5 protein-coding genes are annotated in these 6,455 nt (G+C 72.0%); all 5 read right to left on the bottom strand.

Translation table 11 applies throughout. The features are described from left to right. Nucleotides 1-10: 10 nt before the first annotated feature. The 5 genes from dgoD to H5J30_RS13730 are packed head-to-tail and all read right to left on the bottom strand — an operon-like array spanning nucleotide 11 to nucleotide 6,315. Entirely contained in the window at nucleotides 11-1,159 is a 1,149-nt protein-coding gene (gene dgoD, locus H5J30_RS13750; RefSeq protein WP_181787721.1) for a galactonate dehydratase, read from the bottom strand. A gap of 4 nt (nucleotides 1,160-1,163) precedes the next feature. After that, nucleotides 1,164-2,084 carry a carbohydrate ABC transporter permease gene (locus H5J30_RS13745; protein ID WP_181787720.1) on the bottom strand — a complete coding sequence of 307 codons (921 nt, stop codon included), beginning with the start codon at nucleotides 2,082-2,084 and terminating at the stop codon, nucleotides 1,164-1,166. After that, on the bottom strand, nucleotides 2,081-3,034 hold the full coding sequence (locus H5J30_RS13740; protein ID WP_181787719.1) for a carbohydrate ABC transporter permease: 954 nt from the start codon (nucleotides 3,032-3,034) through the stop codon (nucleotides 2,081-2,083). Before H5J30_RS13740 ends, H5J30_RS13745 begins: the two co-directional genes overlap by 4 nt. Further along, nucleotides 3,031-4,353 carry an ABC transporter substrate-binding protein gene (locus H5J30_RS13735; protein ID WP_181787718.1) on the bottom strand — a complete coding sequence of 441 codons (1,323 nt, stop codon included), beginning with the start codon at nucleotides 4,351-4,353 and terminating at the stop codon, nucleotides 3,031-3,033. Before H5J30_RS13735 ends, H5J30_RS13740 begins: the two co-directional genes overlap by 4 nt. 24 nt (nucleotides 4,354-4,377) lie before the next feature. Then, on the bottom strand, nucleotides 4,378-6,315 hold the full coding sequence (locus tag H5J30_RS13730; protein WP_181787717.1) for a beta-galactosidase: 1,938 nt from the start codon (nucleotides 6,313-6,315) through the stop codon (nucleotides 4,378-4,380). Between the last annotated feature and the right edge of the window lie 140 nt (nucleotides 6,316-6,455).

Genomic DNA, 6,455 nt, shown 5'->3' with positions numbered 1-6,455 from the left:
CCCCGGCCCGTCACCACTCCGCATAGGACCCGTCCGGGTGCCGCCACACCGGGTTGTGCCAGTCGGCCGCCGTGCCGTCCGCCTTCCGTACCGCCCGCTCGTCGATCTCCACGCCCAGCCCCGGCCCGGTCGGCCGGAGCAGGTGCCCGGCGTGGAAGCGGAAGACCTCCGGGTCCGCGACGTAGTCGAGCAGTTCCGCGCCGGTGTTGTAGTGGATGCCGATCGACTGCTCCTGGATGAGGAAGTTCGGTGTGCAGAAGGCCAGTTGCAGGCTCGCGGCCAGCGCCAGCGGCCCCAGCGGGCAGTGCGGCGCGACCGGCACGTCGAACGTCTCGGCCAGCGAGGCGATCCGCCGGCACTCCGAGATCCCGCCGGCGTGCGAGAGGTCCGGCTGCAGCACCGCGACGCCCGCCCGCAGCGCCGGCAGCATCTCGCCGCGCGAGAACAGCCGCTCGCCCGTCGCGACCGGCAGCGTCGTCGAGCCGGTGACCCGCTCCAGCAGATGCGTGTGCTCGGGCAGCACCGGCTCCTCCACGAACATCGGCCCGTACGGCTCCAGCACCCCGATCGCCCGGATCGCGCCCGCCGCCGAGAAGCGCCCGTGGAAGTCGACGGCGAAGTCCCGCTCCGGGCCGAGCGCGTCGCGGGCGGCCTCCGCGCGCGCGGCGACCCGGCGCAGCTCCGCGACGTCCGGGAGCCGGTCCATCCGCCCCGAGCCGTTCATCTTCACCGCCGTGAAGCCCGCCTCCACCTGCGCGGCCACCTGGTCGCGCACCTCGCCGGGCTCGTCGCCGCCGACCCAGCAGTACGCGCGGGCGCGCTCGCGCACCGGACCCCCGAGCAAATGGTGCACGGGCGCGCCGTACGCCTTGCCCGCGAGGTCCCACAGCGCCTGGTCGAGACCGGCGACGGCGGAGGAGAGCACGGGGCCGCCGCGGTAGAACGAGCCCTTGGTCATGAGCTGCCAGTGGTCCTCGATCCGCAGCGGGTCGGCGCCCAGGAGGAACTGCTCGGCGAGTTCGCGGACGGCCGTGCGGACGGTCGCCGCCCGGCCCTCCACGACGGGCTCGCCCCAGCCCACGAGGCCGTCGTCCGTCTCGATCCGGCAGAACAGCCAGCGCGGCGGCACGGCGAAGGTCTCGACCCGGGTGATCTTCAACTGCCTACTCCTTGACGCTGCCCTCGGTGAGCCCGGTCTGCCAGAAGCGCTGGAGGACGAGCATCGCGACGGCCAGGGGGATGACGGACACGAAGGCGCCGCCGATGGTGTACTGCGTGAGTTCCGGCACCCGGTCCGCGGCCTGCTGCCAGGTGACCAGCCCGAGGGTGATGGGGTACTTCCGGTCGTCGGAGAGCATCACCAACGGCAGGAAGTAGTTGTTCCAGATGTGCACGAACTGGAAGAGGAAGACGGTCACCAGCGCCGGGGTCATGATCCGCAGCACCAGCGAGAAGAAGATCCGCCCCTCGCCGGCGCCGTCCACGCGCGCCGCCTCCAGCAGCGTGTCGGGCACCGCCGCCTCCGCGTAGATGCGGCACAGGTAGACGCCGAACGGGCTGACGACGCTGGGTATCAGGACGCCCCAGTAGGTGTTGGTCAGCTCCAGCTTGCTGAACATCAGGTACAGCGGCAGCGCCAGCGCCGTCGAGGGCAGCAGCACGCCGGCGAGGACGAACTTGAACACCGCCTCCCGGCCCGCGAAGCGGTACTTGGCGAGCGCGAAGCCGGCCGCGGCGGACAGGAGCGTCGCCAGCACCGCGCCGACGCCCGCGTACAGCAGGGAATTCAGCGTCCAGCGCAGGTAGATGTGCCCGTCGTAGCTGAAGACGCGGCCCAGGTTGTCCCACAGCCGCGGGTCGTCGAACCACAGGCCGAAGGAGCCGTAGAGGCTGTCGTTCGACTTGGTGGCCGCGACCAGCAGCCAGTAGACCGGCAGCAGGAAGTACAGCGCGGCCGCCGTGAGCACGGCCACCAGGACGATCCGGCCGGGGCGCGGCGACCGGCGCCGTCGCGGTGCGGGTGCGGCGGGCGGTGGCCCGGCCGCCGCGGTGCCGGTCGTGGTTGTGGTGCTCGTGGCGCTCACCGCTCGCTCCTTTGCTTGCGGGTGACGAGGCTGAGGAACCCGAACGACAGCGCCATGGCGACGACGGCGAGGATGACGGACTTGGCCGCCGCCAGATACAGGTTGGCGTTCGCGAACGCGTCGAAGTACGCGCTGAGGTTGGGGGTGTAGTCGGTGGTGACGGCCGGGGCGACCTTCTTCAGCACCAGCGGCTCGGCGAAGAGCTGCATCGTGCCGATGATCGAGAACACGGTGGTCAGCACGAGCGCCGGCCGCACCAGCGGGATCTTGATGTGCAGCGCCGTCTGCCACGGCCCGGCGCCGTCGATCCTGGCGGCCTCGTACAGCTCCTGCGGTACGGACTTGAGCTGGGCGACGATGATCAGCATGTTGTAGCCGGCGAACTGCCAGACCACGATGTTCGCGATCGACCACAGCACGTTGTCGTAGCCGAGGAAGTCCGGCTGGAAGCCGAGGTCGCCGAGCACGTCGGTGACCGGGCTGACCCCGGGCACGTACAGGAAGCCCCACAGGATGGTGGCGATCACGCCGGGGATGCCGTACGGCAGGAAGTACGTGGCCCGCAGCAATCCCGCCCAGCGGTGGGAGACCTGGTCCAGCAGCAGCGCGAGCACCAGGGCCAGCAGCAGCATCACCGGCACCTGTACGACGCCGAAGAGCAGCACCCGGCCGAAGCCCTCGACGAACGTCTCCTGCTGGAGGGCGAGGGAGTAGTTCTCGAAGCCGGCGAAGCCGACGGACGGCTCGCCCAGCCCCATGGGGCCGCTGCGCTCGACCTTCAGCATGCTCTGGTAGATGGCGTAGAAGACGGGCACCACCATCGCGAACAGGTACAGCGCGAGGAACGGGCCCAGGAACGCCCACGCCCTGCGGTCGGAACGGCCGCGGCGTTTGCCGCGGGCGGCGGCCGTACGGGATCGCGCCCGGCCGGGTTCCACGGATGTGCTCATCGCGCGCTCCTCGCCTTGAGCCCCTTGGCCTTGAGGTCGTCCACGAACTTGCCCTCGGCGTCCCTGAGGGCGTCCGCGAGCGTGCCGTGGCCGGCCAGGACGCGGCCGAAGGCGTCCTGGACGTGCGCGTACGACTGCGTGGTCGTCGGCGCGAAGCGCCAGGAGGTGTCGACGTTGCGGTCGGAGAGCTGGAAGACCTCGTTGTAGCGCTGGCCGCCGAAGAACGGGTCGGGCTTGCCGAGCGCGGAGTCCGCCAGCTCGATCCGCGCCGCGGGCCAGCCGTAGCCGGCGGCGATCAGCAGGTCGATCGCCCCCGGATCGGTGTTGAGCCAGTGGGCGAACTCCAGCGCCTCCACCGGGTGCCGGCTGCCCTGGAGGATCGCGGTGGCCGAGCCGCCCCAGTTGGACGAGGCGTGCGCGCCGCGCTCCCACTGCGGCAGTTCGGCGACCCGCCACCTGCCCTCGGTGCGCGGCGCGTTGCCGCGGATCAGGGCGTCGTACCACTGCGCGCCCGGCCAGGTGGCGAGCCCGCCGGTCTGCAGGCCCTTGAAGAACGCCGACTGCGAGTCCTGGATGGGGGAGACGAGTCCGTCGGCGATCATCCCGTCCCAGAAGTCGGCGACTTCGAGCGACTCGGGCCCCGCGAGGTCGACCACCCAGGTGTCGCCCTCGGTGGTCACCCAGCGGGCGCCGCGCTGCCAGGGCAGGGCGGCGAACCACTGGGCGTTGGCGGGCGGGAAGGCGGTGATGAGGGAGCCGCGCTTCTTGATCTTCACGGCGGCGGCCCGGTACTCGTCCCACGTGGCCGGGACCCCGACGTCCCACTTGTCGAAGAGGTCCTGGCGGTAGAAGAGCCCCATCGGGCCGGACGCCTGCGGGATCGCGTACGACTTCCCGGCGAACACCCCCTGCTGCCACTGCCAGTCGACGTAGGCGCCCTTCAACTCGTCGGCGCCGTACTCGCTGAGGTTCGTCAGGCCGTTGACGAGCATGAACTCGGGCAGCGCGTAGTACTCCACCTGCGCCAGGTCGGGCGGGTCGCCGGCGGTGAGGGCGGAGTGCATCTTCTGGTAGCCGCCGGAGGTGTTCGCGGGCACCGTCTGCACGTCGACCCGGACGTCCGGGTTCTGCTTGTTCCACAGCGCCACGGCCTTCTGCAGCGGCACCCAGGTCCAGAAGGCCAGCGTGACCTTCTGCCCCGGCCTGCGCCTGGTCGCCGTGGTTGTGCGGGCCGCGCCGACCTTCTCGCCGCAGCCCGCCAGGGCGGGCGCGGCGGCGGCCGCCGCACCCCACGCCAGGACTTTCCTTCTGGTGGGCATCCGACCTCCTTGTCAGAGTGCTCCTCAGGACTGAAGGACGACGACTCCGCGGGCGGGCAGGTCGACGGAGGAGACCGGCCCGGCCCCGGGGTCCGCGCCGTCGCCGGCGAGCGCCGGCATCGGCTCGGGCAGGGTGACGGTCGCGGTGCTCGTGCCGTGGTTGAGCAGGAACAGGAACCGCCCGTCCGCGCCCCCGCGCACGGTGGCCTGCACGCCCGCCGGCAGCCCCGGCAGCACCCGGCTGCCGGTGCCGGCGTACCAGGCGACCCCGTCCCCGTACGCGTGCCTGGTGAGCGCCGGCCGCCCGGCCAGCTCACCCGCGCCGAACACCGAGACGGCCTCGGCGCCTTCGAGGTCGATCGCCTCGGACCACAGGTCGCCGCTGCCCGCCAGCGCCCCGGTCAGCGGCAGGCTCTGCCCCTCCGCCAGCGGCCAGAACTCCTCCACGCGCAGCCCCAGCACCTCGCGCAGGGGCGCCGGGTAGCCGCCGAGATGGACGCGGTCGCAGTCGTCGGAGATGCCGGTGAAGTACGAGACGAGCAGGTGGCCGCCGGCCCGTACGAACTCCGTCAGCCTGGCCCCGGTCTCCGTGCTCATCAGGTACAGGTTCGGCACCACCACGAGCCGGTACGCGGACAGGTCGCGGTCCGGCGGCACCACGTCGCACTCCACGCCCGCCTCGAAGAACGGCCGGTGGTGGCGGCGCAGCGTCTCGGCGAAGTCCAGGTCCCCGGACGGGTGCGAGCCCTGCTCCAGCGCCCACCAGCTGTGCCAGTCCGCGAGGAGCGCCACCTCCGGGCGCGGGCGCGCGCCCGCGAGCTGCGGGACCGTGCCCAGCTCCCGGCCCAGCGCGCTCACCTCGCGGAAGATCCGGGTGTCGGTGCCGGCGTGCGGCACCATCGCCGAGTGGAACTTCTCGGCGCCGCCGGGGGTCGCCCGCCACTGGAAGTACAGCACCGCGTCCGCGCCCTGCGCGACGGCCTGCCAGCTCCACAGCCGCATCGTGCCGGGCGGCTTGGGGCTGTTGCGCGCCCGCCAGTTGACGGCGCTCGGCGCCTGCTCCATCAGCATCCAGGGGCGCCCGCCGCCCGCGGAGCGCGTCACGTCGAAGGCGAGGGCGGCGCCGAGGTGGGTCTCGGGGTCGTACGGGTCCTGGTAGAAGTCCAGTGCCTGGACGTCCTCGTGCACCGCCCAGGAGTACGGGTCGACGGGCTTGTGCATCGGCATGTGGTTGGTGGTGACGGGGACGTCGGGGGTGATCCGGCGCAGCGCCTCCTTCTCGGCGAGGTAGCACCGCAGCAGCGCGTCGTCGCAGAAGCGGGCGTAGTCCAGCACCTGGGCCGGGTTGGGGTGCGTGGGGGCGGTGCGCGGCGGGAGCACCTGCTCGAAGGTGCCGTAGCGCTGCGACCAGAACGTGGTGGCCCAGGCGGCGTTGAGCGCCTCGACGCTGCCGTAGCGCTCGCGCAGCCAGCGGCGGAAGTCCGCGGCGGAGACGTCGCAGTAGCAGCGCGGGTTGGAGCAGCCGTACTCGTTGCCGATGTGCCAGCTGTCCAGGGCGGGGTGGGTGCCGTAGCGGGTGGCCAGCTCGGTGACCAGGCGCACGGCGCGCTCCCGGTAGACCGGGCTGGAGGGGCAGAAGTGCTGGCGCGAGCCGGGCCACCTGCGTACGCCGTCGGCGTCCTGGGGCAGCACCTCGGGGTGCCGCTCGGTCAGCCACGGCGGCGGGGAGGCCGTCATGGTCGCCAGGCAGACGCGGATGCCGGCGCCGTGCAGGTCGTCCAGCACGCGGCCGAACCAGTCGAAGTCGTACTCGTCGGGAGCCGGTTCCACCAGTGCCCAGGAGAAGATCCCGGCGGTGACCATGGAGACGCCGGCCTCCTTCATCAGCCGGATGTCCTCGGCCCTGACCTCCTCCGGCCAGTGCTCGGGGTTGTAGTCGCCGCCGAAGTGGATGCGCCCCACGCTGCTTCCGCCCCTCTTGCTCAATTCTTAAATTACGAATTAACCTTGCGGGGCAACGTAGAAGTGCCGCGGCAGATCCGTCAACACCCGGAGCGCGATCTCGTGACAGCAGCCGGAGCCACGCAACTCCCGCACCCCGC

This window comes from Streptomyces phytophilus, from assembly GCF_013870535.1.
Lineage (GTDB): Bacteria > Actinomycetota > Actinomycetes > Streptomycetales > Streptomycetaceae > Streptomyces > Streptomyces phytophilus.
The sequence above is the reverse complement of the archived record's forward strand: the minus strand, read 5'-3'. Positions and strand labels throughout refer to the sequence as shown.

What these genes read in the sequence shown, in the direction of transcription:
- H5J30_RS13740 (WP_181787719.1), bottom strand. Translation starts at nt 3,034, where the DNA reads ATGAGCACATCCGTGGAACCCGGCCGGGCGCGATCCCGTACGGCCGCC.
- H5J30_RS13735 (WP_181787718.1), bottom strand. Translation starts at nt 4,353, where the DNA reads ATGCCCACCAGAAGGAAAGTCCTGGCGTGGGGTGCGGCGGCCGCCGCC.